The organism is Alloprevotella tannerae ATCC 51259 (assembly GCF_000159995.1).
GTDB lineage: Bacteria > Bacteroidota > Bacteroidia > Bacteroidales > Bacteroidaceae > Alloprevotella > Alloprevotella tannerae.
This window is the reverse complement of record NZ_GG700643.1, coordinates 76,916-103,738: the sequence shown is the minus strand read 5'-3', so window position 1 is coordinate 103,738 and position 26,823 is coordinate 76,916. Positions and strand designations below refer to the sequence as shown.

At 40.4% G+C, this 26,823-nt stretch carries 19 protein-coding genes and 2 pseudogenes; 7 read left to right on the top strand and 14 right to left on the bottom strand.

All coding sequences use genetic code 11. The features are described from left to right. The 8 genes from GCWU000325_RS06435 to GCWU000325_RS06405 form a co-directional block, all read right to left on the bottom strand. The gene (locus GCWU000325_RS06435) at positions 1-1,089 is read right to left on the bottom strand and encodes a 3-methyl-2-oxobutanoate dehydrogenase subunit VorB (protein WP_006255503.1); all 1,089 of its coding nucleotides are present in this window, start codon (positions 1,087-1,089) and stop codon (positions 1-3) included. A 3-nt stretch (positions 1,090-1,092) separates the two neighbouring features. Further along, positions 1,093-1,323: a 4Fe-4S dicluster domain-containing protein gene (locus tag GCWU000325_RS11535; RefSeq protein WP_083787992.1), complete on the bottom strand. Its 231-nt coding sequence runs from the start codon at positions 1,321-1,323 to the stop codon at positions 1,093-1,095. A gap of 18 nt (positions 1,324-1,341) precedes the next feature. Next, the gene (locus GCWU000325_RS06430; RefSeq protein ID WP_006255501.1) at positions 1,342-1,617 is read right to left on the bottom strand and encodes a tetratricopeptide repeat protein; all 276 of its coding nucleotides are present in this window, start codon (positions 1,615-1,617) and stop codon (positions 1,342-1,344) included. A gap of 797 nt (positions 1,618-2,414) precedes the next feature. Further along, positions 2,415-4,424: a leucine-rich repeat domain-containing protein gene (locus GCWU000325_RS06425; RefSeq protein ID WP_006255498.1), complete on the bottom strand. Its 2,010-nt coding sequence runs from the start codon at positions 4,422-4,424 to the stop codon at positions 2,415-2,417. A gap of 348 nt (positions 4,425-4,772) precedes the next feature. Continuing rightward, complete coding sequence (locus tag GCWU000325_RS06420) at positions 4,773-5,354, bottom strand: Maf family nucleotide pyrophosphatase (RefSeq protein ID WP_006255497.1); 582 nt, start codon at positions 5,352-5,354, stop codon at positions 4,773-4,775. 27 nt (positions 5,355-5,381) lie between these two features. Next, positions 5,382-5,903, bottom strand: a complete 522-nt coding sequence (locus GCWU000325_RS06415; RefSeq protein ID WP_006255496.1) for a KdsC family phosphatase — start codon at positions 5,901-5,903, stop codon at positions 5,382-5,384. Beyond that, the gene (locus GCWU000325_RS06410) at positions 5,875-6,675 is read right to left on the bottom strand and encodes a Rossmann-like and DUF2520 domain-containing protein (RefSeq protein ID WP_006255495.1); all 801 of its coding nucleotides are present in this window, start codon (positions 6,673-6,675) and stop codon (positions 5,875-5,877) included. Before GCWU000325_RS06410 ends, GCWU000325_RS06415 begins: the two co-directional genes overlap by 29 nt. A gap of 2 nt (positions 6,676-6,677) precedes the next feature. Then, on the bottom strand, positions 6,678-8,930 hold the full coding sequence (locus tag GCWU000325_RS06405) for an inorganic phosphate transporter (protein ID WP_006255493.1): 2,253 nt from the start codon (positions 8,928-8,930) through the stop codon (positions 6,678-6,680). A 277-nt stretch (positions 8,931-9,207) separates the two neighbouring features. Between GCWU000325_RS06405 and guaA the strand changes: the two genes are divergently transcribed. The 4 genes and pseudogenes from guaA (at position 9,208) to GCWU000325_RS06385 (ending at position 17,556) form a co-directional block, all read left to right on the top strand. Then, a complete protein-coding gene (guaA, locus tag GCWU000325_RS06400; RefSeq protein WP_006255492.1) occupies positions 9,208-10,761 on the top strand; it encodes a glutamine-hydrolyzing GMP synthase in 1,554 nt (517 codons plus the stop codon). A 1,031-nt stretch (positions 10,762-11,792) separates the two neighbouring features. Continuing rightward, positions 11,793-14,150 (top strand): annotated as a pseudogene (locus tag GCWU000325_RS06395) (bifunctional dihydroorotate dehydrogenase B NAD binding subunit/NADPH-dependent glutamate synthase). A gap of 115 nt (positions 14,151-14,265) precedes the next feature. After that, positions 14,266-16,251, top strand: coding sequence for a fructose-1,6-bisphosphatase (locus GCWU000325_RS06390; RefSeq protein WP_006255489.1), 1,986 nt, complete (start codon positions 14,266-14,268; stop codon positions 16,249-16,251). Between the two features lie 30 nt (positions 16,252-16,281). Further along, a complete protein-coding gene (locus GCWU000325_RS06385) occupies positions 16,282-17,556 on the top strand; it encodes an L-serine ammonia-lyase, iron-sulfur-dependent, subunit alpha (protein ID WP_040599668.1) in 1,275 nt (424 codons plus the stop codon). 118 nt (positions 17,557-17,674) lie between these two features. Here GCWU000325_RS06385 and GCWU000325_RS11530 read toward each other — a convergent pair. The 3 genes and pseudogenes from GCWU000325_RS11530 to dnaB form a co-directional block, all read right to left on the bottom strand. Then, positions 17,675-17,803: pseudogene (locus GCWU000325_RS11530) on the bottom strand (Arm DNA-binding domain-containing protein); the annotation flags it as partial. A 186-nt stretch (positions 17,804-17,989) separates the two neighbouring features. Then, a complete protein-coding gene (mnmE, locus tag GCWU000325_RS06380) occupies positions 17,990-19,318 on the bottom strand; it encodes a tRNA uridine-5-carboxymethylaminomethyl(34) synthesis GTPase MnmE (RefSeq protein WP_006255486.1) in 1,329 nt (442 codons plus the stop codon). Between the two features lie 11 nt (positions 19,319-19,329). Further along, positions 19,330-20,883, bottom strand: a complete 1,554-nt coding sequence (gene dnaB / locus GCWU000325_RS06375; protein WP_006255485.1) for a replicative DNA helicase — start codon at positions 20,881-20,883, stop codon at positions 19,330-19,332. An 825-nt stretch (positions 20,884-21,708) separates the two neighbouring features. On the opposite strand from dnaB, the gene rlmH reads away from it, so the two are divergent. Continuing rightward, positions 21,709-22,182 (top strand): 23S rRNA (pseudouridine(1915)-N(3))-methyltransferase RlmH, encoded by a 474-nt coding sequence (gene rlmH, locus GCWU000325_RS06370; RefSeq protein ID WP_006255483.1) that lies wholly within the window; start codon positions 21,709-21,711, stop codon positions 22,180-22,182. 58 nt (positions 22,183-22,240) lie between these two features. Then, the gene (locus tag GCWU000325_RS06365; RefSeq protein ID WP_006255482.1) at positions 22,241-22,933 is read left to right on the top strand and encodes a DnaJ domain-containing protein; all 693 of its coding nucleotides are present in this window, start codon (positions 22,241-22,243) and stop codon (positions 22,931-22,933) included. 139 nt (positions 22,934-23,072) lie between these two features. Here GCWU000325_RS06365 and glyA read toward each other — a convergent pair whose 3' ends face one another. The 3 genes from glyA to pyrB are packed head-to-tail and all read right to left on the bottom strand — an operon-like array spanning position 23,073 to position 25,836. Next, positions 23,073-24,353: a serine hydroxymethyltransferase gene (glyA, locus tag GCWU000325_RS06360; protein WP_006255481.1), complete on the bottom strand. Its 1,281-nt coding sequence runs from the start codon at positions 24,351-24,353 to the stop codon at positions 23,073-23,075. Between the two features lie 49 nt (positions 24,354-24,402). After that, a complete protein-coding gene (locus GCWU000325_RS06355) occupies positions 24,403-24,858 on the bottom strand; it encodes an aspartate carbamoyltransferase regulatory subunit (RefSeq protein ID WP_006255480.1) in 456 nt (151 codons plus the stop codon). A gap of 27 nt (positions 24,859-24,885) precedes the next feature. Beyond that, positions 24,886-25,836: an aspartate carbamoyltransferase gene (gene pyrB, locus GCWU000325_RS06350; protein ID WP_040599444.1), complete on the bottom strand. Its 951-nt coding sequence runs from the start codon at positions 25,834-25,836 to the stop codon at positions 24,886-24,888. Between the two features lie 166 nt (positions 25,837-26,002). Between pyrB and rbr the strand changes: the two genes are divergently transcribed. Continuing rightward, the gene (gene rbr / locus GCWU000325_RS06345; RefSeq protein ID WP_006255478.1) at positions 26,003-26,545 is read left to right on the top strand and encodes a rubrerythrin; all 543 of its coding nucleotides are present in this window, start codon (positions 26,003-26,005) and stop codon (positions 26,543-26,545) included. Positions 26,546-26,823 lie beyond the last annotated feature (278 nt).

The window sequence follows — 26,823 nt, the reverse complement described above, 5'->3', positions numbered from 1 at the left end:
TTATTTTCGCATCTTATTAACTGCATCTACGATTTCGTCCGGACTAGGAACAATACCACCAAGACGTCCGAAATGTTCTACAGGAATAGAATATTCAACAGCTGCGCGTACGTCAAACACCATTTGGCCAGCGTTTATTTCCATAACGAGCATACCTTTAACTCGTTTGCTGAGTTCTTTTAAACGCTTTGTCGGGAAAGGCCAAAGTGTAATCGGGCGGAATAAGCCAACCTTAACACCTTGAGCACGCAACATATCCATAGCCTTACGAGAGATACGAGACGCTGAACCAAATGCAACGATTAAATATTCTGCATCATCACATTGGATCTCCTCATAACGAACTTCTTTTTCTGCGCATTCTGCGTATTTCTTTTGGAGTGCAATATTGCGTTGCTCCATAACGGCAGAATCCAACTCGAGTGAGGTAATATAGTTTGGTTTTCTGCTCTTCAAACCGTGCCCATTAGCAGCCCAAGGGCACTCTTTGGCAATTTCCTCTTCTGTTCGACGCGGCTTTTGCGGAGGAAGTACAACTTTCTCCATCATTTGGCCAATCACACCATCAGAGAGGATCATAGCCGGATTACGATAGCGGAATGCCAAGGTAAATGCTAAGTCTACGAAGTCGGCCATCTCCTGTACTGAGTTAGGAGCTAACACTATTGTATTATAGTCACCATTACCACCACCGCGAGTAGATTGATTATAGTCGCTCTGTGAAGGTTGGATAGTACCAAGACCCGGACCGCCACGTTGTACACTAACGATAACGCAAGGCACTTCAGCACCAGCCATATAGGTTATACCCTCTTGCATCAAGGCGACACCAGGACTAGAAGACGAGGTCAATACTTTTTTACCAGTACCTCCGCCACCATAAAGCATGTTAATTGATGCGATTTCGCTTTCAGCTTGCAAAACCACCATTCCTGTCGTTTCCCAAGGCTTTAATTGTGCTAGCGTTTCCAATACTTCCGATTGCGGTGTAATCGGGTATCCGAAGTAGCCATCACAACCACAGCGAATAGCTGCGTGTGCTATGGCCTCATTACCCTTCATTAAGACTACATTGCTATTGTCTTCCATAAATCAATCCTCCTTTTTTCTATAAACAGTAATACATCCATCGGGACATACAACAGCGCAACTTGTGCAACCTGTACAAATTTCCCAATTTGTTTGCTGACAAAATGCGTAGCCTTTGTGGTTAACTTCTCCAGCAACCAAGGATAAGCATTTTACGGGACAAGCTACAATGCATAAGCTGCATCCCTTACAGCGCTCTTCGTCTATGACGACGGCTCCTCTAATTTTACCCATAATTGTTATGTTAAGTGATTATTGATTATACATATCTTTGTTGTAAAACTGCATAATGTCTTCGAGCATCTTGCGAGACTCAACAGCGGGCGAATCCTCATCCAACTGTTCGGAGTGTAGGAAGTCAGAGATTGCTTTTCCCCAATTTCCCAATTTCATTTGTGCTTTTCCACTCAAATAATACAAAAATGCATCTTCCGAAGTTTGTTTTAGTTCCACAGCGAGTCGAGCTAAAGCGAGTTCAACTTCTCCTGACTCTATCATTCGATTGATGTCTGTATGTTTTTCTTGCATAAAGCGTATAGGCTCGTGTTTTGAGCAAAGTTACAAGGAAAAAAATGAACACAACAATATCACAAGCCTTTTTTCTCTTTTTAGTGTTAAAAAAACAGAATTCACTCACAATCCTATAACAAGTGTGCATTGCAAAAAAGTAAATAAACAGATTCTATTGTAGCTTTTCGACTTTTTAATACCACGACTTTTCTACGGTTGTAATTGACTGTAAAAGAGATCGCGAATATCGGTTATATATCATTCTATACATTTTACTTGCCAATGTTCATTTCGGAACAAGAGGAATAATGTAGTTATAAACGAAATCAGGCCCTACTCTATTTTTTATTTGTTATACAAGTTTGGAGTCGAAAATCATACAAGATTTAGAGATGTATCTATCAGAAAAGTTTGGAATCTTGTTGCGCCAAACTTAGTGCTTTTTTCTGTCCATCAATATACCAATATAAAAAATGGTCCTCATATTTGCTTTGTTTCCTTTCAGGAGAGTACAAACTTCTCATCACGATAGTACGTTTGTACCATCGTGGAAGGACAAATCTATTATCACGAAAAGAATGCTCTTAAGCAAAGTATTGAGGAAGCGATATTAGGACTTGCAACTCCAATTCTAAATTTACATATTGAATTTCTACTGTTTATTCATCATAGTTACGTGTGAGCCTATGATCTATTCTATATGGAGGATCTCTTATATAATAACTAATATGAATCGCGATAGCTAGAGAAACTTTCTATCCTGTTTTTCGTGACTATCGCGATTGTTTTGATATCGAGATTTTCAACGACTAGTGTTATATATCCAAAATCTTGGTGACGCGGCCGTTAATACTCAGCAAATATACCCCACCCTGTTGAGGAAGTTGTATGCTTAATGTACCCTTTGCTCTACTTAGAATGATACCAGCACTATTATAGACAACAATATTTCCCTCAGCTTTTACGGTCAGCACGTGCTCTTTGAGTATAATATTTTCCGACTGATTCGTAGGCTGAACAACCTGTAAAAATAGATCTTCCAAGGGGCGTATCTCAGTGAACAGTTCACTCCAAGTTTCATTGTTACGATAGCTATCCAAGGCCGCTTGAGGCACCCATAAGACAGCCTCATCGCCAATGCGATCAAAGGGTGTCTGTCCTCCGTCTCCAATCACTAATGTTGGGGGTGTCGTTGCCCGCACAATGACGGTATCCAGTGCACTAGAACGAGCAAAAGCTCGGAAGTCTATCTTTGTCAAGCTGGCAGGTAGATCTACTCTCGCCAGTTGGTCACAGCCTAAGAAGCAAGTCGACTCAAGTGTGGTTACTCCTTCAGGAATCATTACATTGCAAATGAAGTTGTTGTCAGAGAATGCATCTTGGCCTATAATCTGAACGCCTTTAGGGACATTTATCGTAAACCTGTTGCGATGCTGCGGCGTAAAAATGAGACGATTTGTCGCTTTCTCAACCAGCATATCACTTATTAAAGTAAACACTTGGCTACCTGCTGCCAACTCTATTGATTCTAGATCATAAAAATTAAAGAAAGGTACACCAGCAACGCGCTTTAGTGATGCTGGTAGTTTGAGTGTCTTCACAAACATTCCTCCGGAAAAAGCGCAAGTTTCAAGCTCCTCTAAACCCTCAGACAACTCTATCTCTTGTAAAGCGATACACCACAGACCAACAGACTCGATCTTGCGCAATTGAGGGGAGGTCTTTAATCTTTCCAACACTGTATTGGCTGTATGGTGATCACCCCTTACGGTGAAAGCCTCTGCAGCAATCGTTTCTACTTGTGAAAGCCTTGTATCTGCAGCCATATCAATTTCAGTTTCACCTCCTAACCAACGCAGTAGGGTTTTTCCCGTCTCATCTAGCAAATAGCTATCTTCCGGAATGCCGGTTACAGCCGGCAGAGCCTCAATATGTACAAATTTTTTCCAAACCTCATCCTCTCGATAAGCATTGATTGCTTCTTCAGGTACAAACAGGTGGCAGTTTTCTAAGTCTATTCCGTTAAGTGGCGCGTCGCCCTGTAACTCTGGTATGATTGAAGAGCGAATACTAATCTTCTTTAGCCCTTTACATTTAAACAATGCGTTCTTACCAATCATTGAAAGTCGCGGAGAAAGCGTTAGAGTTTGCAACTGTGTGCAGTTATCAAACGCCCTACCGGCAATAACAGTAACTGTAGGCGGAACTACATATTCTGATCCGACTTTCGCTCTCGGGTAAGCCAAAAGGTAGCTTAAGTTCTTGTCAAAGAGGACTTCCAGATATGAAGTAAAATATTCATTTTCTTTGTCCACCCTAAAAGCCTTTATTGACCTACAATTATAGAATGCAGAATATCCTAACTCTTCAAGAGTTTTAGGGATAAAGATTTCCTCTAATGCAGCACAACCGCTAAAGGCTGTATTACCTATGTTTTGCACAGATTTCAAATCAACCTTCTTTAATCTTTTACAAGCAAAGAAGGCATCCTCGCCAATCGACACAAGAGCATTGCCCCAAGTGATTTCCGCGAGTTCATTGCAATCATAAAAAGCACCACCCTCGATGTTAGTGGTTTTCTCTGGTAATATAATTGTTTTTAAGTTGCGACAATTGGCAAAAGCTTTTGAGCCAATCGTTTCTATTGCCGAAAATGCAGGATCACTTGACAGATTAAGTTCGGCTTCAGAGCCAAGCCATTTTACGATGGTTTTACCTTCTTCGTCAAGTTGATAGGATGTGGTAGGATAAGGCTGTGCGTAAAGCTGCAGCGAAACGATGAAAGACACGACGACTACTCTCGCCAGAAATAATAGATTTCTCATAAGTAAAATGTTTATAATGGTGGTTTAGGTTTGATGTGACACGAATATTGGATTTAACGACCTTGGCAAATATAGGTATATTTTTTAAGGTTAGCCACTAGTCAAGATAAATAATTTGAATCATCTACAAATATCCTTGTAAAAGATTCGAGAAACTAGTCTAGTTTTGCTCCCCATGGTGAAACTTATAAAGCATTCATTGAACACAAATAGTCCTTCTTTCATCTCCGTTCAGCAGAAATGAAAGAAGGGCTATTCGCTTTCTAAAGGCAAGATCTCTTCCTTGTAAAATTGGCTAGCTTAAATATACCATATATATAAGGCTACTGCTTACTGTTGAGGTAGACCTTAGAAGGTTTTCAATAATTGGTAGAGCTTATGGGTGGGAAGTCCGACTACGTTAAAATAACTTCCCTCTAAATGTTCTACAGAAATCATACCTATCCAGTCTTGAATACCATAAGAGCCAGCCTTGTCAAGCGGCAGATAATTGCTAATGTAGTAATCGATCTCTTCATCTGTTATCTCGCCAAAAGTAACCTTACTCATCGCCGTAAAACTTTCTATACGAAGGTCAGTCTGTACGGTTACTCCAGTAATAACTTGGTGAGTTCGACCGGAAAGTTTTCGTAAAGTTGCTGAGGCTTCTTCAACATCACGGGGTTTTCCCAAGATTTCATTACCTAATACAACAATGGTATCGGCACAAATCAAGAGTTCATTGTTTGCCATATAAGAGCGATAGCCTGCAGCTTTTTTACGTGAGACGTATTCTGCAATTTCTTCCGCTCTCAAGGAAGACGGATAACGCTCGTCGATTCCTAAAAGAGTGCGAACCTTAAAGGATACGCCTAAACGCGTAAGCAGCTCCTTTCGTCTTGGTGAATTACTCGCCAAAATCACATTGTAGCGTTTTAAATTCTCTAGCATTGTTGTTTCATTTTATATGGTTCTGTATTACCATCCGAAGGCTCGAGCAGAGCTCATCCAATGGTTTTGTGCTTTTAATACTTGCTCTATTACATCTCTAACGCATCCACATCCGCCAGGAAGATGACTAACATAAGTAGCGATGGCTTTAATTTCTGCAGCAGCATCCGCTGGGCACACAGGTAGCCCACACTCTTTCATCACTTCAAAGTCTGGGATGTCATCTCCCATATATAAAACATCTTGAGGTTGTACTTCTATTTGCGCACACCAATCACGGAATACGTTAATTTTTACCGCTGCGCGTTGGAATATGTGCTGAACTCCAAGCTGCTCATAACGATTCCTTATCGCCTCACTATTACCCCCGGTAACGATAGCCAATTGTAAGCCACATTTGACAGCCAGCTGCAATGCATAGCCATCTTTTATATTAGCAGTGCGCATAAGTCCAGCTCCATCATTTTCCATCCGCACAATATTCGTGCTGAGAACTCCATCTATATCAAAAGCTAATGCTTTAATTTTTGCGAGGTCGAAGTTTATCATAACGTATACGTTGAATGTTATCACTCAATAACTGGTAAATATCTTGCTCTGACTGTCCTAGAAGGGATTTCTGGAGATTAATTATGCGCTTATCATTACGGACAGCTGGGCCAGTTTGAGCTTGGCGCGGAGATAGTGTATGTACTTTTGATGTCGTTTCATCTATAAGTGGTAAGAGGATCTCAAAATCTAGGCCACATTTATTCATTTCTTGTTCAGCTAAAACATAGCAATGATTTACGAAATTACAAGCAAAGACAGCAGCTAAGTGCATTCGTTTACGCTGCTCTGAATCCATTTCTATAACTCGCTTACTTAAACTTAACGCAATACTACGCAAGAGTTCCTGTGTCGGCCCGTCTGAAGCCTCAATAAACAAAGGAACAGATGAGAAATCTATTTTTCTATCTTTTGAAAACGTTTGCAGTGGATATAATACGCCACAATGTGGTAAGTATTCACTGAGCACTTTAAGAGAAGTGCTCCCAGATGTATGAAACACATAACTCTTTGGAGCTATCTTCCCAAGAACTTGAGCAATATCTTGTATAGAATCATCATTGATAGCTAAGATTAAGATATCAGTCGGTAATAAGTTCTCTATACGATCTGTTGCTATTGCCGTTTGCGTCAAGCTATCTATTTCTTCTATTAGAGCCTCTGCATGAGAAAGCTTTCTACTGCATACTCCAGCAATAGAATAACCCGCCTGTATTAGAGCTCGGGTAAGATGCGAGGCTACATTTCCAGATCCGACGATTCCTATTTTCATCCTTATTGTTGAAACCTCTTAGCTGCTCGCAATAAATGGCGCATCATAGAGATCAATTCCTGTGTTTCGTCAAGCATATTCAGATATAACAATGCTGCACGTATATTATTTTCTTCTCTCTGCAAGTGGTCTTGTTGTGTATGACGAATTTGAGAAAGGCGACTTTTTAGAGCATTTCCTTCAACTAGGGTTTTATCAGACCCCTTAAAGTCATTCGACTTCACCATCTGTAATATACTTTCTAATAATAGATCTGTATCATTACAAATCGGAATAAACTCATCGATTACCTCTTTTGATAGAGGGGAGAAATTATTATCAACATGCTCCAAAGCAGGATCTAGCATACGTTTTAAGCTATAGATAATTTGCGTCATATTGTTACTGCCAAGGTGAAACCAAGTATTCTTTTCTACAGCTAACAAATAGTCAATCTTACGCATGCCTAAAATTTCCTTGCGTCTATACCTTTTCCACTTATTTTTCAAATTTTCCAAGTCGTGCGATGCCTGACGTAATTGGCGAATATTCTCATGCATTACACCATTAGTTATATTTCTAAAGATCTCCCTTATGGACTCTGTAAAGTCCCCCTGCATTCTCAATACATGAGAAGATAAAAGTTCCCAGACCTCTTGTTTATTATGAGATTTTGCCAAACGACGGAAGATTAAGTCGACATCTTCACTTGACTGCTTCTTTTTGAAGGCTCTATTGTTACGAATAATAACAGCTATTACGATTCCAATGACGATCAAAATTCCCAAGACGCCAGCAGAATGATTTATAGAGGCAATACATAGGCTCAATATAAAGGCTGCGCCTGCTGTAATAAACCATCCACCAATAACAGTAATTACGCCTGTAATTCGATAGACAGCTGTTTCTCTTCCCCAAGCGCGATCAGCCAAACTAGAACCCATTCCAACCATAAAGGCCACATAGGTTGTAGACAATGGCAACTGAAGAGATGTACCAACAACAATCAGCAGGCCTGACAAAACAAGGTTTACAGAAGCTCTCACCAAGTCAAAAGTAGCCCCCTCTGGTATAATAGACTCGTCTTCATTGAAACGTGTATTTATCCAAGCCTCTACCTTTTTCGGGATTATTTTATCTACCGTCGATGTTGCATTAATCACAGTTCGCACCATCGTTCTTGCGATCTTGGAAGAACTAAAGACCTCTTCTCCTTCTTGTTGGCTTGCCAAATTATTGTTTGTTTCAATAACCTTTCTGGCTTTTTGAGACATACTAATAGCCAAAACCATAACAATTCCCGCCCCAATAAGAAACCACGGCTTCATTGAGACAAAAAGAGGATCTGTGGAAGGAGCGGCAAGAATACTCATAATATAAGTATGGCCATCGCTACCGTGTCGAGTAAAATCTATATATGACTCTAAGCCAGACAGCGGAACGCCAATAAAGTTAACCAAGTCATTGCCGGCAAAAGCCATCGCCAACGAAAAGGTACCAAATAAGACGATGATACGGAATATATTTACTTTCAATAAATGGAGAATTTCCATCAAGATAGTTGCCCCGACAAATAAGTAAATAAGGATTTCCCAATTATGTGTATTGATCCACTCTGACGTCATTCCCACTGAAGCGAGGAGTTTTGTGCCTTTCAGACCACTCACTAGCAAAAAATAAGAGATACAAGTAATAGCTAAGCCGCCATAGATTGCGATACTCCAGCGCAAATGCTTTTTATAATTAAAGGTAAAGATGACGCGGGCAATCCACATAACGATGAGACCCACGACAAAGGCTATAGCCACAGACAAGAATATGCCAATAATTACCTGCAGGGCTTTTCCTGTATTGATCAAGTCTGCATAAGTATAGGCATTATCCATCATTTTACTCAACGCTAATGCACTACTACCTCCAAGCAAACCAAATACCATTGAAACAGTAGTAGAGGTGGGCATTCCTAACGTATTAAATATATCCATAAGGATAATATCTGTTGCAGAGACGGCTAGGAATATGCATATAACGTCATCAAAAGTATAATAGAGCGGATTAATAATGCCATGTCGGGCTATATCCATCATTCCAGAACTAGCTGAAGCTCCCACCAAGATACCAATTGCAGCTACAATTAGCACGACCTTAAATTTGGCAGCCCTTGCGCCTACTGCCGGGCTCATAAAGTTTACTGCGTCATTCGCGACTCCTACAGACAAATCACAAATAGCCAGTATGAACAAGAACAATAAGATGCCCAAATATAGTAGACTCATAGATGATAGTTTTGCTTAGATACGGCAAAATTACGACATTCGATGTAAAATTTCAAGTAGAGCCTTTTTTAATTCCAACGAAGTTTCAACAAAATCAGATTATAATTATATTACTAAAATATTGTGATGGATTTTGATGGGCTTTGCGGAGTTGAATATTTAGAAATGATGTAGTCAAGTCATAGCCTACCCGGCGTATTTTTTATTTTCCTTATGAAAGAAGAAAGCGATTAAACGAAAAAAACTAACTTTGCGCCTATTATAATCTAACCCAACGATGCAACAAAAGATCATCATTTTAGACTTCGGCTCACAGACGACCCAACTTATCGGTCGCAGGCTACGCGAATTGGATACATTCTGTGAGGTTATTCCTTACAACAAATTCCCTAAAGACACTAGGGGCGTTATTGGTGTCATTCTTAGCGGCTCTCCCTTCAGTGTAAATGATCCACAAGCCTTTAAGTTAGATTTAAGCAGCATCAGAGGGCGCTTTCCCATTTTGGGTATTTGCTATGGCGCTCAATTTCTTGCATCTCAATTTGGAGGAAAAGTGGAATCAGCAGACTGCAGAGAATATGGCCGTGCCAACTTGCAGTTGGCTGAAAAAGATAATCCCTTATTAAAGGATATCAGCAAGGACAGTCAGGTTTGGATGAGTCATGGTGACACAATTACTGCCCTACCCGACAACTTCTATCATATAGCTTCTACCGACAAAGTTGTTAATGCTGCATTTCAGGCAAAAGACGAACAGATTTGGGGTGTTCAGTTTCATCCTGAAGTAGCTCACACTTTAGAAGGCAAACAGCTGCTGCGTAATTTTGCTGTCGATATCTGCGGAAGCAAGCAAGATTGGAGTCCTGCGTCTTTCATTGAGTCCACAGTTGCCCAACTCAAGAGCCAATTGGGCAACGACAAAGTGATTCTAGGGCTAAGCGGTGGCGTTGACTCTTCCGTTTGTGCCACATTACTGAATAAGGCAATCGGTAAAAATCTCACTTGCATTTTTGTAGATCACGGAATGCTTCGTAAAAACGAATATGCTAACGTCTTAAAAGATTATGAAGGCTTAGGCTTAAACGTGTTGGGGGTAAATGCCGGCGAAAAGTTCTTTAACGATTTGGCCGGTGTAACAGATCCCGAAAAAAAGCGCAAGATTATTGGAAAAGGATTTATTGATGTCTTTGAAGAAGAGGCGAGAAAAATTACAGATGCTAAATGGCTGGCACAAGGCACGATCTATCCGGACCGCATCGAGAGTCTAAACATTACAGGAAAAACTATCAAGAGCCATCATAACGTAGGCGGCTTGCCCGAAGAGTTAAATCTACAACTCTGTGAACCGCTCGAATGGTTGTTTAAGGATGAAGTTAGACGCGTGGGCTACGAATTAGGAATGCCTGAGCACCTAATCAAGCGTCACCCATTCCCGGGACCGGGTTTGGCTGTGCGCATTTTGGGCGACATTACACCTGAAAAAGTAAGTATCTTGCAAGAGGCTGACGACATTTATATAAAAGGTTTGCACGACTGGAGAGTAAAAGACGACAACGGAAATGAAGTAGAACTTTACGATTTGGTATGGCAAGCCGGCACAATCCTATTACCTATTAAGAGCGTAGGCGTTATGGGCGATGAACGTACTTATGAACAAGCAGTAGCCTTGCGTGCAGTAACCAGTTCTGATGCAATGACTGCAGATTGGGCTCGCCTTCCCTACGAATTTATGGCAAAAGTATCCAACGACATCATACGTAAGGTTAAGGGGGTTAATAGAGTTTGTTACGACATCTCCTCAAAACCACCCTCAACTATCGAATGGGAGTAGGCAATTATTATGCCTCCCCAAAATCGTTTGCTTGATAAGAACACTATATTAGGATAAAATCCTGCATCCTCTTACCCAATATAGCAAAGCTCTTACTCTAACATAGCCCTTCATACTAGTCAAGCGTATGAAGGGCTTAAAAATTTCTATGCCAATCACGTTATTAACAACTCCACATTTACGACTATAGAGTAATCCTATTCATCATCTGATAATACACCTTGCATTTACTATCCACCATAATCTACCGAACAATAATGGAGATAAATCAACATACATCAAAGCTCAGTAAAGAAGAGAATAGTTTTCAAGGAATAGAAATGTATAAACGCATAAACAACAACAATATATAAACATTTATGTGTTGTTGTTTTTATGTGCATCCGTGAGAAAAAGAATGTACCATCATAGAAGTACGATTGTACTTTCGTGAAAGGACAAACGTACCCTCGTGAAAGGACATCAACAAAGTTTGCCGGAAACTATCGGAAACTTAATTATGGTACAATGGTTACACTGCTTTCTACTCTACAATCTAATCAGCATCTGTTTATATGTTGTCCTTATGACCTCCAAGCTTAATATAGGTCATCAGCAAAAAAGTGTAGCTAACACATAATGACCTGCATATTATTTCATTGTCCACTGGAATCTACGTGATAAGATAAAAATAGAATCGTCTTCTGATAATAGCTACATATTCTTGCACTCCTATTTTCAAATATAGGCATCTTATATTTTATTCATAAAGTCTCGTTTATGAATCTTCAATGCCCACAAATTCCATCTACGCAAATGTATCTTTATTTTCAAAAACAGCGATTATTTCATAACATTTCTATGGATTATACCAAGAAAACAAGAGAAAAGCAACCAACCCTTTTATTCTGTTTGTCACAGTTAGTTATTCAAACAACGATTATGCAACGTCAATCTGTCAAGTAAGATCAGCTAAAAGCCAGAAATAATCGAGAAAATATCTTTTATATCATACATTTCCTGTATCTTCGCCGTATCAAATCGTTAACCGTATGTATCAAATCATTTCAAAAGAGAAACTCTCTGAGAACCTCTTTAAATTTATTGTGAAGGCGCCTCGCATTGCTAAGGCTCATCGACCGGGAAATTTTGTTATTGCTCGTGCCGTAGAAGATGGCGCGCGCGTTCCTTTGTCTGTGATTGCTGCTGATAAAAAACAAGAAACCCTGACTTTAGTGGTTCAAGCCGTAGGCGTCTCTACGGCTAAAATTGTAGCGCTTAATAGCGGAGAAGAAATTAAAGATATTGTAGGTCCTTTGGGAAAACCTACACCGGTGCAGCAATATGGCACTGTCGTTTGTGTGGGCAGCGGCATAGGAATTGCCTCACTCCTACCCATCATTTCTGCTCTGAAAAGCGAAAACAATCATGTCATCGCTGTATTAATGGAGCGCGAGAATGAACCTATTATTCTTGAACAGGAAATAAAGGCAATAACTGACGAAGTAATTCTTTCTTCTAACCACGGAAAAGATGGAGAAAAAGCACAGATTATAGCCTCTTTGGATCAAATCTTCCGTCAGCAGACCGTAAACAAGGTATTTACAATAGGCGATCCGCTGATGATGCAATATGTTTGCGATCTAACGAAAGAGCATTCTATACCTACGAACGTGGCGCTCAATGCTATTATGGTTGATGGTATGGGTATGTGTGGTGCTTGTCGTATTACAATAGATGGGCGCACGAAGTTCGTTTGCATGGATGGGCCTGACTTTGATGGACACCAGGTTGATTTCCCCGAACTCATTAACCGCCTTAACTCTTATTCAGAAGAAGAAAAGGTCGCTTACGCACATTATTTAAAGGAAACAAAAGCTTCAGATGCAACAACTACCGACAAAGTAAACGAAGTTGCAATAGATGAAGCTGACCGTATAGCCGTTACGCTCACCGAAGATGATCTTTCGCGTGACGCAGAATGGCGCAAAGAATTATTGGCTAAATTTAAGCCAAAAGAACGTATGGCTATGCCGCGCGTAGCTATGCCCTTGCTCGATCCTGTTTACCGTGCGCGTCAAATGAATGAAGAAGTAAGCTGTGGATTTACAAAAGAGCAAGCCATTCAAGAAGCACAGCGCTGCTTAGATTGCCCTAATCCCGGCTGCGTACAAGGATGTCCTGTCCATGTAAACATTCCTCGATTTATCAAATTGATTGAAAAGGGAGAATTTATCAAAGCTGCCCTTTCCATCAAAGAAATTAGTTCGCTACCGGCCGTATGTGGGCGCGTATGTCCGCAAGAGAAGTAATGCGAAAGCCAATGTATTCATACAAAGACCAAGCGTCGTGCCGTAGCTATTGGCGGCTTAGAGCGCTTCGCCGCAGATTATCAACGCGAGCATGGTGTAAAGGAGAGCTTTATCCCTGCCGTCAAGCGCAATATAAAGATAGGCGTTGTAGGTTCAGGTCCTGGAGGCTTGTCTTTTGCAGGTGAAATGACCAAACGCGGCTATGACGTAACGGTATTTGAAGCATTGCATGAATTGGGAGGCGTATTAAAATATGGTATACCTGAATATCGCCTACCTAATCGCATCGTTGACAACGAAATCGAAACGCTCGAACGCAGTGGGGTTAAGTTTGTCAAGAATTGCCTTGTTGGTAAAACAGTCACTGTAGAACAATTGAAAGAGGAAGGCTTCAAAGGTCTTTTCGTTGCCACAGGTGCCGGACGCCCGAACTTCATGAATATTCCCGGAGAGAACTATAACAATATCCTTTCTTCAAATGAGTATCTTACTCGCGTTAACTTAATGAAGGGTATAGAGGAGTCCAGTGAAACACCTATTCCTTATGGTAAGAAAGTTATTGTTGTCGGCGGTGGAAACACTGCTATGGACTCCGTGCGCACAGCACTTCGCTTAGGTGCAGCCAGTGCAACGATCGTTTATCGACGCAGTGAAGAAGAAATGCCTGCAGGCTTAGAGGAAATTATCCAAGCTAAAGACGAAGGCGTTCAGTTTATGAACTTGCATAACCCTGTTTCTTACGAAGCAGATGACCAAGGAAATGTTTGTCGCGTCATACTTCAAAAGATGGAATTGGGAGAGCCGGATTCATCAGGTCGCCGCAGACCGGTACCCATCGAAGGCGCTTTAATTAAAATGGACGTTGACTTAGTCATCGTAGCGGTCGGCGTATCTGCTAATCCTATTTTCGCTAATTCTGTCGAAGGGCTACAACTTAGCAAATGGGGCACCATTGAGGTTGATGAAAAGCAAGAAACATCTATCCCAATGATTTATGCCGGAGGCGACATCACGCGTGGAGGAGCAACCGTTATCCTTGCTATGGGTGACGGAAAGCGTGCTGCAGCTGAAATGGACGCCAAACTTCAGCAAGCATAATAGCATCTCTTTTATAAATAGATGGAGAACTTAGCTTTGCATAATAACCTACGTACCGAGCTTCCCTTTATCAACAAAGAGGGAAGTCTCGGTATAATTAAAATATAAAAGCGCTATGAAACAATCTTCTATTAAAAAGGTCAATGACGATTTGCGATACCTTCGCTTATTATCTAGAGATTTTCCCACAATCTCTTCTGTCACAACTGAAATTATAAACTTGGAAGCCATTCTTCATCTACCTAAACCAACAGAACATTTCTTAGCAGACTTGCATGGAGAGAATGAAGCTTTTCAGCATGTGCTGAGAAATGCGTCGGGTAATATTAAACGCAAGGTAAATGAACTCTTTGGCACTACACTACGAGAACAGGAGAAAAAAGACCTCTGCACACTTATTTATTATCCGGAGCAAAAATTAGACTTAGTAAAAAAGACAGACAGAAATATTTCTGATTATTACCAAACAACGCTCAACCAATTGGTGGCGGTTTGTCGGCGTGTAAGTTCTAAATATACACGTTCAAAAGTAAGAAAGAGTTTACCGCCCGAATATGCTTATATCATAGAAGAACTTATGCACGAAAGTACGGATGATCATAATAAACAAGCCTATGTTAATGTGATCATCCAAACGATTATTGGAACAACACGAGCTGACAATTTTATTATTGCACTCTGTTATCTTATACAACGACTTGCAATTGATCAATTGCACGTACTTGGAGATATTTATGATCGCGGGCCAGGAGCACATCTAATTATGGATGTGCTTGAATCATATCACAATTGGGATTTACAATGGGGCAATCACGATATTTTATGGATGGGAGCAGCAGCTGGCAATCCAGCTTGTGTTGCTAGTGTGTTGAGAATTTCACTTCGATACGCTAATTTAGCAACCATTGAGGATGGATATGCTATAAACCTTGTGCCTCTCACAACATTTTCCATAGACACGTACGGAAATGATGAATGTACTGTATTCAAGCCCAAAATTGAAACTAACGATAAACTACTAACAGAAAAGAAGTGTAAGCTCATTGCCCAAATGCACAAGGCTATATCCATTATCCAATTTAAGCTTGAAGGACAGCTTTATAATAAGCATCCCGAATGGAAAATGGATGATCGCAAACTTCTCGACAAAATTGATTTTGAAAAAGGCATTGTAACCGTCGATGGAAATACATATGAAATGCTTGATATGAATTTTCCGACAATTGATCCTAAACATCCTTTTGAGCTTACTAAAGAAGAGAAAGAGGTTGTTGATCGGTTATGTCATAGCTTCCTTATCAGTGATCGCTTACAAAGACACATAAACGTACAGCTAACGCATGGTTCTATGTATGGAATCTATAATTCCAATCTGCTATACCATGCATCTGTCCCTTTAAATGAGGATGGTAGCTTACATGAAGTTTCTGTCGCAGGACAACATGTTAAAGGAGTTGCTCTACTAGAAAGAGTTGAACAAATGATTCGTTCTGCGTATGATGTAGGAAGTGAATCAGAAGAACGCCAAGTTGGAATAGACTATTTCTGGTATTTATGGTGTGGGCCGGAAAGTCCTCTTTTCGATAAGTCCAAGATGTCCACATTTGAAAGGTATTTTATTGCAGATAAGAGTACTCACGTCGAAGAGAAGGGGTGGTATTATAAATTGCGTGATAGTGCGGCCATCTGCGATTATATTATGGACGAGTTTGGCGTCAAGGGAGAACATAGACATATTATAAATGGACATGTTCCGGTAAAGGTTGGAAAAGGTGAGAAACCCATCAAAGCGGATGGACGACTCATGGTAATTGATGGAGGATTTGCTAAAGCTTACCACAATACTACGGGTATTGCTGGCTATACTCTTGTATACCATAGCCGGGGCTTCCAACTCGTTCAACATGCACCTTTTACCAGCACAGAAGAAGCTATTCTTAATGGTACTGACATCCAAACTACGACACAAATCGTAGAAATGATGGGACATAGGGAAATGGTAGCAGACTCAGATAAAGGAGTTGAACTTAGTGAACAGGTAAGTGACTTGGAAAAACTTCTTATGGCTTATCGAAAAGGCATTATAAAGGAGCGAAAGTGAAATTTCTTTTGTGGTATTATGAAGGAAACAATGAAATCACTAAAAGAATTATTTCGCATTGGTCAAGGTCCCTCGTCCTCTCACACGATGGGACCTCGATTCGCAGCTGAAAAGTATCTTTCTGAGCACCCGAATGCTATCTGTTTTCGCGCAACACTGTATGGAAGTTTAGCGGCTACGGGAAAAGGACACTTAACAGATATTGCCATTCGACAAGTTTTAGGAGATCGTTGTGAGATCATTTGGAAACCAGAAATAAAACCGGACTTTCATCCTAATGGGATGAAATTTGAATGTATCATTGGAGAAAATCCTCCACAAAAATCTTGGGGTACAATATATAGTGTTGCTTCTCCATCAAAATCTACCTCTACATCTGAATGGAAACATCCTTGGACAGTTTATAGTATAGGTGGAGGAGCCTTGGCTGAAAAAGACAGTTCACGCCTAGAGACCCCAGACGTTTATGAATATAATAGGCTTAAAGACATACAGATTTGGTGTGAGCAACGGGGGAAGACTTATTGGGAGTACGTTGAAGCCTGTGAAGGTGCAGAGATTTGGCGCTATCTTGCTCGAGTTTGGCAAACAATGCGCGATGCTGTAGACCGTGGTTTAGTACATGAAGGAGTTCTTCCTGGAGAGCTTCATTTACGTAGAAAAGCGCCAGATTATTTTATAAGAGCTACTGGGTATAGGCAGACTTTACAGTCTCGTGGCCTCGTCTTTTCATACGCATTAGCCGTAAGCGAAGAGAATGCAAGTGGCGGCAAAATTGTAACAGCTCCGACTTGCGGTAGTTGCGGAGTAGTACCCGCTGTTTTGTATCACATCGCCAATTCTAGAAACTTTCCAGAAAAGCGAATATTACATGCCCTTGCTACAGCAGGCCTCATTGGCAATATCGCTAAAAGTAGAGCTTCAATTAGCGGAGCAGAATGCGGCTGTCAAGCAGAAGTTGGTGTGGCTTGTGCAATGGCAGCAGCAGCAGCTAATTATCTATTTGGTGGTACATTAGCTAGCATAGAATATGCGGCCGAAATGGGTTTGGAGCATCATTTAGGAATGACCTGTGATCCTGTTTGCGGCTTAGTGCAAATCCCCTGCATAGAACGAAACGCACACGCAGCAGCTCGAGCATTAGATGCTAATATCTACGCAACATTCGCTGATGGACTACATCTTATAAGCTATGACAAATGCGTAGAAGTTATGAAAGAGACAGGTCAAGATCTCCCCTCGTTGTATCGCGAGACTAGTGAAGGTGGTTTAGCTAAAGAGTATCATCCAGGAATGGGGTCTTAATATTAGTGATATTAATGACTCAACACATCAAGAGTCAATTCACTATTTGCTTGAGCTCAGCCGGCAGATAGATCCTGACACGATACGAAAAAAACAGATATTTATAGGCTTACTTTCCAGGTACGAGGTACATTTTCAGATACTCGTAACTGCGCCGCCCGTCTACATAAACATCAAGGTACAAGCTGATAAGCCCTGATGGCGTCTTGCGTTGCCGCAAGCGTACAGGCTCTTTTGAATTTCCCATAATTTGTTGCTCAATTTGTTGCTTTAGATATCGAGTAACAAAGTAACAACAAAAATACGACAAAACAAAGACAAATAGAGACAAAACGCAAAGATGTTTTCATTTTTACAAAAGCCTGATTCTCCGAGTGTAATTGTGCAGGGATTATGTTTTCTTTACGTTGCCTTTAGCACGTATAAATATGTCTTACTTTCCTACGCAGAAATGACTAAAAATGTTATTTAAAACAGACTGAGAAGTTATATCTCCTACTATTTCAGAAAGACTTTGGATACAGGCCCTTAAATCTTGACTTACAAACTCTCCACTCAGATGATTAATTAAGCCAGATTGAACCCTCTCTAAAGAAGTTCTAGCTTCGCAGAGTGCCTCATAGTGGCGGATATTGGAGACAATGACATCTTCAGCCGGAGCAATATCAGTGCTTACTTTCAGAAGATCTCGCAGCTTATCCATCCCTATATTCTTTTTAGCACTAATAGAAACGGTATCTATCCCCTTTGGGATATATTGAGGGATTTGAAGATCCGTTTTATTAAATACGCAAATAAGTTTCTTAGAATCACAATGTTGACGCATTTGTTGTTCCAATTCTTTGAGCACATCTTTAGAATCTTGAGCATCAATGACCCATAGGATAATATCAGCTTTAGCTATCGTTTGAAATGTTCGCTCAATACCCATAGTTTCTACGATATCGTCTGTTCTGCGTATACCAGCTGTATCAATAAATCGAAAAAGCGTGCCCCCGATGTTTACTATATCTTCTATCGTATCCCGAGTCGTACCATTAATATCGCTAACCAAAGCTCGTTCTTCTCCGACGAGTGCATTTAGGAGTGTAGATTTTCCTGCGTTTGTTTTACCCACGATTGCTACGGGCACACCATGCTTAATAGCATTCCCCAATTTGAAGCTATTTAATAAAGAACTGACCTTTTCTTCTATCGTTTTAGCCAAAGCGATTAGTTCAGAGCGATCTGCAAACTCCAAATCTTCATGATCAGAAAAGTCTAATTCCAATTCTAATAAGGAAGTAATGTGCAATAGTTGGTCTCTCAGCTCACTCAAAGACTTAGAAAAATTACCCCGCATTTGTTGCATAGCCATTTTTTGCTGAGCTTTAGACCTCGCAGCTATTAAATCAGCCACCGCCTCTGCCCTACTCAAATCCATCTTATGATTCAAGAAAGCCCGCTGCGTAAATTCTCCCGGTCTTGCAGGTTTACAACCTTGTGCAATGAGGAGTTCCATTGTCCGCTGCAAAATATATGGAGAACCATGGCAGGAAATCTCGGCTGTATTTTCCCCCGTATAAGAATGAGGTTGCCGAAAAATCGTCACAATCACCTCATCTAAAATCTCCCCATTATCAAGAATATGTGCATAAGTGACCTTTTCCTGCAAATTCCGGTCAAGTATTTTCTCCGTTAAGCTTATAGCATCATCTCCAGATAGGCGAACGATACCAATAGCGCCGCCTGGCGCTGTGGCAATAGCGCAAATTGTTTCCATATATGACAGACTTAAAATGGCACATCATTATCCGATGTGGGAAATGGATTTTCTGCTGCGGGAGGAATCATTTCATCATAGCCGAGAGCATCCATATTCATACGCGAGCTAACAAAATTCGTGTCACTTTCGGGAAAAGGTACATTCTGTTCCTCTTCATTTTCAAAGCGAGCATAACTTCCTTTAAAGTTCAACGTCACATCTCCGACACCACCATTCCTATGTTTTGCAATGATTATCTGTGCTTTTCCGCGCATATCCTTACCCTGTGCATCCTTATAGTTATGATAATATTCCGGACGATGAATAAATAAGACCATATCAGCGTCTTGCTCGATGGCGCCAGACTCACGTAGGTCACTCAACTGCGGTCTTTTTGCTTCATCTCCTCCTTTTGTATCATCGCGTTTTTCCACGCTTCTGTTCAACTGACTGAGTGCGATAATAGGGATATTCAATTCTTTCGCTAGTCCTTTCAATGATCGGCTAATCGTACTGACTTCTTCTTGTCTGGAACCATAACTCATACCGCTGGCATTCATCAATTGCAAATAATCGATCATAATCAGCTTGATTCCGTGCTCACGTACGAGTCTGCGCGCCTTAGTTCGCAACTCAAAAACTGAAAGAGATGGCGTATCATCTACAAAAAGCGGCGCATCGTGTAGTTTTTTGATGCGATTATCCAATTGTGCCCACTCATAAGGAGCCAATTGGCCGCTTCTAATCTTATCGCCCGTTATCTCACATACGTTGACAATGATACGATTGACCAACTGCACGTTTGACATTTCAAGAGAAAAAAAGGCTACGGGGTTACGTGAATCTATGGCGATATTCTTAGCCATACTCAAAGCAAAAGCCGTTTTTCCCATAGCAGGGCGTGCAGCCAAAATAACTAAATCTGAGTTTTGCCAGCCTGACGTAATCTCATCCAATTTCTTAAAACCAGAGGACAAACCACTCAATCCGTCAGAACGCGCTGCGGCCTTTTTCAGCATTTCATAGGCCTCATCTACAACAGGATTGATTTGCGTGTAATCCTTTTTCAGATTCTCCTGCGAAAGTTGGAAAAGTGCGCCCTCAGCCTCCTGCATCAACTCGTCGACATCCGTTGTAGCATCAAAGGCTTTTTGTTGTATATCTGAGGCATAAGCGATTAATTCGCGTGCTGTGGCTTTCTGCGCGATGATATGCGCATAATATTCCAAGTGAGCCGTAGAGGAAACCATACTGCTCAATTGTGTAATATAAAAAGCCCCACCAATATCTTCTAATTGTCCTTTGCGATCAAGTTTTTCTGTGACAGTCAGGAAGTCGACTGGTTTTTCCTCAGCCTCTAAATCGCGAATGGCTTCAAAAATAAGTTGATGACTGTTGTTGTAAAAAACAGCAGGCTTCAGTATCTCTGAAACTCGGTCATAGGCCTCTTTTTCTATCATCAGCGAGCCCAAGATAGCTTGTTCCATCTTTATATCTTGTGGCTGCAAATGACCAAAATCATCTTCTAATGGGGCCTGTTTCGCCACTTTTCGTGGCTTTCGTTTCGTGCTTTGTTCTGGCATATTTCTTAACTATGGAGCAAAGTTAACTATTTCCATTGTTATTTACTTCATTCTATTGCTTTGGTATGCATTAGAATGCTTTTCCAAGCAATACATTGCCTTTATTTCTGAAAGAAGATATTCTCTGATTATTTTATTTAATCAATTAACAAAGAGTTGTTTATATCATATTTACTCAAGACGATTAGAACAAGCGTAAAGAAGATCAGTAAAACATCGTAACGTTCCTTCATATTTAGTTATCAATAAAGCACCAGCAATAAGCTTCTTATTGCTTTTTACTGCTGTTATCAAACAATAAATCCACTAATGTTCTTATACAAATAAGCTGCTTTACGAAGCTAGAGAGTAACATTGGTTAATACATAGTAACCTCTCTCCCACCTCATCTATTTGTTTATTAAATGAAAATATCTTCTTTATTATAAAGCATATACGATTCGAGTTTATACATATAGAATCACTGTTTTCTATTGATTATTAGGGGTTGCATTATTGTTTGGCGCCACCAAACGATAGTATGGTTTCAGCAAACCATAGTTTGCTCCCAGCAAACGATAGTTTGGCCCTAGCAAACAATAGAACGCCCCATATCCGGCAACCTCTATTGCGCTTATTATCGCTCAGGAAACAGATTTAGCTTTAGATAAGTGAGCATAAAGAAAGACTTAGCTAAAGTAGATAAAAAAGCAGACAAGTAGAAGTGACAAATTGGCATAAATTGATTACGAATGATACGCGTATCCTTATTTCAACTCAAGAAAAACGCTTATCTTTGGCATCTGTTAATCCTGTCTTTATTAAGACAGCATTTTATAAGTCAAGATGAAGGTAGTCTTTATTATGGTGGGCAAAACCACCAATAAGCATATTGCGCAATTAATGCTCGAATATGAAGAACGCATTAAGCATTATTTGCCGTTTGAAATCAAGGTCGTAGATGATTTAAAGGATTGCAAAGCACTTTCGGAGAAAGAGCAGAAGCAACGAGAGGGAGAGCGCATTCAGCGACTCTTACAAGCGGGCGATAAAATTATTCTGCTCGACGAGCGTGGACGGGAATTTCGATCTGTAGACTTTGCTTCTTTTTTACAACAGCAAATCAATGCCGGAGGCCGGCGAATGGTTTTCATCATAGGAGGACCTTATGGCTTTTCAGAAGAGATATATAACAAGGTGACATTCAAGCTTTCACTCTCCAAACTTACATTTTCTCACCAGATGGTTCGGCTCTTCTTCTTGGAACAATTATACCGAGCCGAAACAATTTTGCACGGAGAACCTTATCATCACGAATAAACGGCACTCTATTTGTAGTAAGTCGAAACAATAAAGGATAAAATAGATAATAAATCGTATGGCATTTATAGATTACTACAAGATATTAGGCATTGCAAAAGATACTCCGCAGGAGAAAATAAAGAGTGCTTATAAAAAACGTGCAAGGCAATTTCACCCTGACTTACATCCGGATGATCCTAAAGCCAAGGCAAAATTTCAGGCTTTGACCGAGGCGTTTGATGTCTTAAACGACCCCGAAAAGCGTAAGAAGTACGATCAATATGGTGAGCACTGGAAAGATGCCGGCGCTTTCGGAGGGGCTGGTGGAAGTGGAGGCTTCGGAGGTGGTTTTGGAGGCAGTGCAGGTTCCTTTGACGATTTCGATTTCAGCCAGTTCTCTGGTGGGGGCGGATTCTCTTCTTTCTTTGAAAATCTTTTTGGGGGCGGGAGAGAAATGCACTTCGGCGGTACAAATCGCTCTGCTAGATATACTAATAGTTCGGTAGACTACAATTTAAATCTTTCAGTATCAATAGATATGTACACAGCGCTGCTGGGCGGAGATATTATCTTGCAAACGTCAAATGGAAAATTGAAATTGAAGGTAAAACCCGAAACACAGAATGGAACTAAGGTGCGACTGAAAGGAAAAGGCTATGATAAAGGCGATGGTACGTTTGGAGATATGATTATAACGTATGATGTAAAGTTGCCGAAGCATCTTTCAGAGCGTCAACGAGAATTGCTTAAACAAATGCGAGAGGGATAAAGTTGCATCGAACTCACTTTGTAACGCAACGCACTTGATATAAAATTCAGATAGACGAATTCAAATAAAAAATAAAGGCGTCCTTTCAAAGTATTGAAAGCTGACGCCTTTATTAAATGTCACTCTTTGATTACTTAAATCAATAAGCAAATAGGGGGAATTGCTGCATAATCTCGTTGACGTGAGCACGAACTTTGGCAATTACTTGCTCATCTTCAGGAGCATTGAGTACCGTCTCAATAAGTTCAGCGACTTCAACCATAAAGTCTTCTTTCGCACCGCGCGTTGTGATAGCAGGTGTGCCTAAGCGAATACCTGAAGTTTGGAAAGCAGAGCGCGTATCAAACGGAACCATATTCTTATTTACCGTAATATCTGCTGCAACCAAAGCATTTTCAGCCACTTTACCTGTCAGCTCAGGATACTTCGGACGTAAGTCAACCAACATACTATGGTTGTCTGTACCGCCACTGACGATGCTGAAGCCACGCTTAACTAACTCTTCAGCTAACTTTGCGGCATTCTTCTTCACTTGTGTCTGATATACCTTGAACTCCGGTTGAAGAGCCTCATAAAATGCAACGGCTTTCGCTGCAATTACATGCTCCAATGGCCCACCTTGTTGACCAGGGAACACTGCACTGTTGAGAAGCGTGCTCATCATCTTCAAGTCGCCCTTCTTTGTCTTCAAGCCAAATGGGTTTTCAAAGTCTTTACCCATCAAGATAATACCTCCGCGCGGACCACGAAGCGTCTTGTGCGTCGTAGAAGTAACAATGTGTGCATATTTTACAGGGTTGTCTAACAAACCTGCGGCAATAAGTCCTGCGGGGTGAGCCATATCTACCAAGAAAATAGCACCTACTTCATCCGCAATCTTACGCATTCTCGCATAATCCCACTCACGGCTGTATGCGCTACCACCGCCGATGATTAATTTCGGCTTGTGTTGCTTAGCCAAAGCCTCCATTTCATCATAATCAACACGGCCGGTCTCGCGATTTAAGTTATACCCTACCGGATGATAGAGAATACCGGAAGTATTTACGAGTGAACCGTGAGAAAGGTGGCCGCCATGGTCCAAATTAAGCCCCATAAACGTATCACCCGGCTTCAAAATAGCCAATAAGACAGCTGCATTAGCTTGAGCACCTGAGTGAGGCTGCACATTTGCGTATTCAGCATTGTAAAGCTTTTTAATTCTTTCAATAGCTAAATTCTCCGTTTGGTCTACGATTTGACAACCGCCGTAATAACGATGACCGGGATAACCCTCAGCATACTTATTGGTAAGCCAAGAACCCATTGCTTTCATCACATCATCACTAACGAAGTTTTCTGACGCGATCAACTCAATACCACGTAATTGTCTTTGGTGTTCTTCTTCAATCAATCTGAAGATTTCTGCATCTTTTTGCATAGTTACTTTAGTGTTTAGAGTATGTATTACAATTTATTTTGCTTATATATCAACAGAACTTTGCTTCATCTACATCAATCTCTTTCTCACAATAATGACATTGCAAGATCGTTTTAGACGCCTTAATTGAATGAAACATTGTTTGCATCGGTTCATTGTTTGTTATGCACTTAGGATTTGGACATTTGACAATGCCAACTAACTCCTTGGGTAATTCTACTTGTCTCTTCTCCGCAACTTCAAAATTTCGGATAATGGAAAGAGATATATGAGGTGCTATAACAGACAATTGATTTAATTCTTCATCAGAGAAGTAATGGTCAGATATTTTTATCAGACTCTTTTTCCGCATCTTATGGCTATCCAAATTATAACCAATCATTATAGAAGAGTCCTTTATAGTTTCCAGACACAATAGCCGAACAACCTCTGACAATCTATCATTGGGAATATGATCTATCACAGTCCCATTTTCTAATGCAGCTACTTGTAGTTCCTTTTTCATTGTTGTCTATTTGTGTTCCACTTTCTATCAATAAAGAATTGTCTGATCCGACTTCAACGAATCAAGATCTATCCCCAACACATCGCAGATAATAGCCTCACGAGCAAACAGCCCATTGCCGGCTTGCTGAAAATAATAGGCTTGTGGAGTATCATCAACATCCGTAGATATTTCATTAACACGCGGCAGAGGATGTAAGATCTTGAGACTAGGCTTAGCTTTTGTAAGCATCGATTTTTTCAAGATATAAATATCTTTCACCCTTTCGTATTCCATCAGATCTGTAAAACGCTCACGTTGTACACGCGTCATATACAATATGTCAGAATCAGCTATTGTCTCTTCGCTAAGATTCTCCGTTTCAACGTATCGAATGCCCTGTTCTTCACAATATTGTTTGTATTCAACTGGCATTGCAAGCTCTTTGGGTGCTATAAAACGAAAGGAAGGATTAAAATGGCGCATTGCCATTAATAGTGAATGTACGGTTCTTCCGTATTTTAGATCACCCACAAGCGTTATCGTTAAGTTCTCAAGCGTTCCCTGGGTCTTATATATAGAATACAGATCCAACATCGTTTGTGAAGGATGTTGATGTGCGCCATCCCCAGCATTAATTATGGGTATCGGAGATATTTCACTCGCATATTTTGCAGCTCCTTCCAGATAATGGCGCATTATAATGACATCGGCATAATTGGCTACCATCATAATCGTATCTTTTAGGGTCTCGCCTTTCGTAGAACTTGTAACTTTTGGATCTGTAAAACCTATCACTTTAGCGCCAAGCCGATTTGCTGCTGTTTCAAAAGATAAACGTGTTCTTGTAGAGGGTTCAAAAAACAGCGTAGCGATAATCTTGCCTTTAAGAATTTCACGATTAGGATGTTTTTCAAATTCAGCAGCCATCTCAATCAGATAGCGTAGCTTCTCCTTTGATAAATTTGCGATAGTCACAAAATTGTGTGCGTCCTTCATAAAAGCCCCATTTTCTAAATCCACAGCGAAGATAGATAAAAGTTTAGATTTTTGCAGCAGCTTACAATTTTATTTTTCGACAATTTGAATATTCTGGTTTTTTAGCTGTTTATTTGATTGAAAAGGACTAAATTTGCATAGATTTTGGAACATAACACGACACATTATGAAGGATTTAAAAGGAACTAGAACTGAAGAGTGTTTAAAAGCAGCTTATGCTGGTGAATCACAAGCTCACACGAAGTATTTATTTTACGCTTCTCGTGCAAAGAAAGATGGCTACGTACAAATGGCTAATATCTTTGAAGAAACGGCGCGCAACGAGAAGGAACATGGGAAAATTTGGTTTAAGTATCTTCAAGGTGGAGAGATTCCTGCTACAGAAGCTAACTTGAAAGATGCAGCAACTGGAGAGAATCACGAGTGGACTGATATGTACCCAAGCTTTGCTAAAATTGCACGCGAAGAAGGCTTTACAGAAATTGCAGCGAAGTTTGAAATGGTGGCTAAAATTGAAAAAGCACATGAGGAGCGCTATCGTAAATTGCTGAAGAATATTGAAGATAGCATCGTCTTCTCTCGTGAAGGCGACTGCGTTTGGCAATGCTCTAATTGTGGGCACATCGTAATTGGCAAGAAGGCACCGGAGAAATGTCCTGTATGTGCTCACCCACAGTCTTACTTTGAAATTCTTACGGTAAACTATTAATCCTAAGGATTTTAATTGATAAGAAATCAATAAAATTTAGAAGGCGAGACTTTAACTAAGAGTCTCGCCTTTTTATATTGTAAGAACCAACTGGCAAAACTTTATTCTGTACTATAAAGGCGGGATTCATACGAATCTGCACGTATTAATATACGATAATGTTTATCTTTTGAGGAACGAAAACTATTTGACTTTATTTTTCATCACGAGCGTAAGATTTTCCTCCCACGAAGATAAGAACATTTTATCGTCAAGGTAAACCTTTTTTGTCGTGATAT